The 3756-nt window shown below is 51.8% G+C and carries 2 protein-coding genes; one reads left to right on the top strand and one right to left on the bottom strand.

Going from position 1 to position 3756, the window contains the following annotated elements; translation table 11 throughout:
* A partial coding sequence (locus ABX962_RS32450; RefSeq protein WP_372725840.1) for a hypothetical protein occupies nt 1-270 on the top strand: 270 nt, incomplete at its 5' end.
* Between the two features lie 1370 nt (nt 271-1640).
* Here ABX962_RS32450 and ABX962_RS32445 read toward each other — a convergent pair.
* Entirely contained in the window at nt 1641-2510 is an 870-nt protein-coding gene (locus ABX962_RS32445) for a hypothetical protein (RefSeq protein WP_372725839.1), read from the bottom strand.
* Nucleotides 2511-3756 lie beyond the last annotated feature (1246 nt).

The following is a 3756-nucleotide window of genomic DNA, read 5'->3' as shown; positions in this document are numbered from 1 at the left end:
ACGAAATCTCCGTCATCGAAAAACGGAGAAGCACGCCAGGACGGCGGCTCCATGATCTATATGCGTCCAGGCGAATGTATATGGATATTCGCCTATGCGGATATAGTGCGTCCAGCCCACTTTCGAGAATTCCGCAGCCGGTCAGCAAAAGGCTGTTGTCGCGGCGGCGGCAGCAGCTCGGGAATCAAGGATTTTCCGGAGTCAAAAGAAATGCAGCGGGATGCAGCGGAGTTAAAAACTTTTTTTTCAAAAACTCGCGTTGACAAATGAGTGAGCACGACGGCAGCAAAGCGACTTGACTTGCGTCCGATGGTGGGTTGATCGTCATTGGACGGGGGAAGGATATCACGCGTCCAGTTGCAGACGGAATGCGATTGCTGCGCTGCAGTTACGTCGCAGGGGTGAGGAGCCGGTAGTCAAAGCGAGGGGTCGACGGAGCGTTCACTCTGAAAGGATGCGGCCGTCCTAAACAATCTGGATTGCCACTGGGTTACCGTTGGAGTCCATGTCTGCATGCAGCGATAGCAATGTTCATCGACAATCGCAACACGACAGAAAACAACCGCTCTGTCCGCGAGTCCCCCGCCAGCAGCGATAGCTTTCCCTTCTTAAATTTTCTAACCCCTTATTTTTTAACCAGCGCCTCCATCTCTTCCATGCAAATCGAAAACCTAGCTGGACGCTGACGAAGCGGTTCCTTTCGACCTGTGCGAACTGCTCCAAGAGAATGCGAAGACAGTTGGCCCGCGAATGGCGCGAATGAACGCGAATCCAAGCCGGATGATAAAAACATTCGCGTCAATTCGCGTTATTCGCGGGCAATCATTTCCGGGGCAGCACCCGAAGCGACCGATTAGATCGGTCAGTCCCGGCAGGGACGGCAGCACATATGCCACTGCGTAAGCCGTGGGAACGGAATCCACCGAAACAACCATCAGCCCCGGTAGGCAACGCTGTGAAGCATTTCGTAGCGGAACTCGTCAAGAGTTTCGGGAATTGGGTTCGTTCAACGAAAGCCGTTGACGACTTTCGCTACGTTAAAACAACATAGAACACGGCATGAAAATGCTTTACAGCGTTGCCGGTAGGGGCGACAGGGAACAATGCAATTGCATCAACAGATGCAACGATGGGCCACCGCCAACGCGGCGACAACCGCGCTTCCCTACCACACCCTGTGAAGAGCGCGGACAGGAAGGTGAAGACAAGAAGATGGTGAAAATCAACGATCATCGCCAATCGCATCGACAAACAACCGCTCTTAACGCGAGTCCAGGGCGAAGCCCAATTTGAAGAGTCCCGACAGGGACGGCAGCACATAGCCCATGGCGTAAGCCGTGGGAACGCAGTCCACCCCACAACTATCAGCCCTGGCAGGGGCGACAGCAAGGTAACCTGTCCTCCCATCCTCGTTAGGTGATGCCACAAGGCTCACGATCTCGACGGGACTGACGGTGCCGATGGCCGAAACACAAGTCACAGGCACAGCAGAAACGCGGGTCACCGGACGAGAAGGTTAGAAAATGGAAGGTGGGAAATATCGGAAATGGGGTATCGTCCACCAACATTGATGTAGGGTGCCTTATTCGGTGAGACCCACCAACGACTGCGAGGCTGCTTGAGTGATGTTGGGCCGGTTCCTATCTACTTCTCAGCAAAGCGTTGATCTCATCTTTCGTATGAGAATGGTGATGTTTGTCGGACGTAAAAAAATAACTCAGCTTCGGTAGCTCGAGAAGCGGACGGAGGTTACCGCTGACGATCTTCGTGTCCAAGATGACGAACTCTTCCAGCTGCGAACATCCACGCAGAAATTCCAAGTCGTTGATGTCAGCACAACGATCAAGCGTAATCTTCTTAACGCTCTCCAATTGACCAAGTTGATCGATGTCTTCGATCTTCTTACACAGCTCGAATTTGATACGCTGCAAACTCCCGCCTGACAGAGCGGCGATCGCGGCAATGCGGGTTAACTTCAAAAACCGGTAGAAATGCAGCGATTGCACATGTCGCTGCCGATCAGCTCCATCAAGTAAAGTGACCGAAGAAAGGTTCAATTCCAGGTGCTTTAGCGACGGAATCAGCGGAAGGTAACTCAAATCAGAGTGGGGACACTTGTAATTGAAAAGCGTCAGTTTCTCTAGTTGCTCGTTGCGTTCATCTACACTCAGTTGCGGCGACCACTCGGCGCTCAGCGTCCGCAGCATCGAGAACTGGCCCAAATCTGGCGGATCTTTGTAGGTATCCAAAGTCAAGTATTCCAGGCCTTCAAGATACTGCAGCCCCGCCAGATCAATTCCTTTCCCATAGCTGATAGCCACCGCCGTGATGTTGGGAAAGTCTCGTAAAAACTCAAGGTCCTTCTCTGCGTAATGCGACATTGCCGAAATATGAACGCCCGCGAGATCTCCCTTGGAAAGCCTGCTCAAACAGGCGTCCCAATGCTGCGAATCGATCGTGATCACGTCACCGGCCGGACAGTCGAAGATGTTAGGTTGCCAGTCGCTCATTGTTTTTTCCACGTTAGAGCATTTCGAAAAATGACGTGAGCTTCAAACCGTCGCTGCGTTCGCAAGAACGCGGTCCACCGTCTGGTGACATCAGCTACATCAAAATTAAAAATGCTCTAGTGTGCAATAGTTCCCCGGTCCTGAATTATCAATTTCTGTTCGGGTGATTAAATTCAATTTCGATTGATCGAGTTTCCGATTGCTTCGTCAGCCTGTATCCGGTGCACCCACTCGTCGATTATAACGTCGGCCGGAATTCAAAGGTTTATCACGGAGTGAGCGTTGAATCGCGGACCTGCTCGTATTGCGAACGCCGCATTAATGAGTCCCGGCAGGGACGGCAGCATGTAGCCCATGGCGTAAGCCGTGGGAACGCATTCCACCCCACTGCCATTAGCCCCGGTAGGGGCGACTTTTGTCTTCTTACATTTTCTAACCCCTCATTTTTTAACCTCTTCTCCATCCTGGTTAGCCGGTGTTGAAAGACGCATGATCTACACGAGACTGACGGTGTAGGTGGCAGAGATCTGGGGCATCGGACGAGAAGGTTAGAAAATAAAAAGGGTTAAAAAATGGGAGGTGAAAAATATTGGAAAAGGGTGTCGCCCACCAAGAGACAATGATCCCGCCAAAGTATCAAACCACAGTTCGGCGCGGAGGCAGGCACGTGTAATTTACCCACTTTCATCTTTTCGTCTCGGACTGCTGGCAATAGTGCCCAAAACTAAATGTAGAATTTAAACTGTGGCAAGGGCGTGACTCCAAACGGAACTTCGCGCATCACGTTGCTGACAGCACGTGAGAATTTCAATGTGATTGGTTCTGCGGCCGCGAAAAAGGCCGAATTCCAATTCAGTTTTGACAGCGCCAAAATCTCGGCGCAGATTTGCTCCATCGATGTATCACCGTAGTGATCCGCTATTTGAAGCGGCGAGGGGACGTGCCCATGAGGGAACGCCCGCATCGTTGGGATGTATCCCGTCGAGTAAAGGTAGGTAATGTCGCCGACGGAGAATTGCGTGCCACGAAGAACGGGATAGGAAGCCTGTCTAAGGAGTCGAACTCTGTCGTTTGACCAGATAGAAACAAGGTCAAATTCCGGTACTCGGAATGTGTCAACGACAGTGAGACAACTTTTTGATAGTTGTTAGGTGCTGCATCCCGCGTGCTCAGGGGCCAGCCCCCGAACCCCCGGGATTTTTTCAGGCATGACTCGGGTGTTCAAAGAGTTTGTTGCTGGTACTGT

Source organism: Novipirellula sp., assembly GCF_041583735.1.
GTDB lineage: Bacteria > Planctomycetota > Planctomycetia > Pirellulales > Pirellulaceae > Novipirellula.
The sequence above is the reverse complement of the archived record's forward strand: the minus strand, read 5'-3'. Positions and strand labels throughout refer to the sequence as shown.

Bases quoted from the DNA above. Each gene is read 5' to 3' on its own strand.
- ABX962_RS32445 (WP_372725839.1), bottom strand. From the start codon at position 2,510: ATGAGCGACTGGCAACCTAACATCTTCGACTGTCCGGCCGGTGACGTG.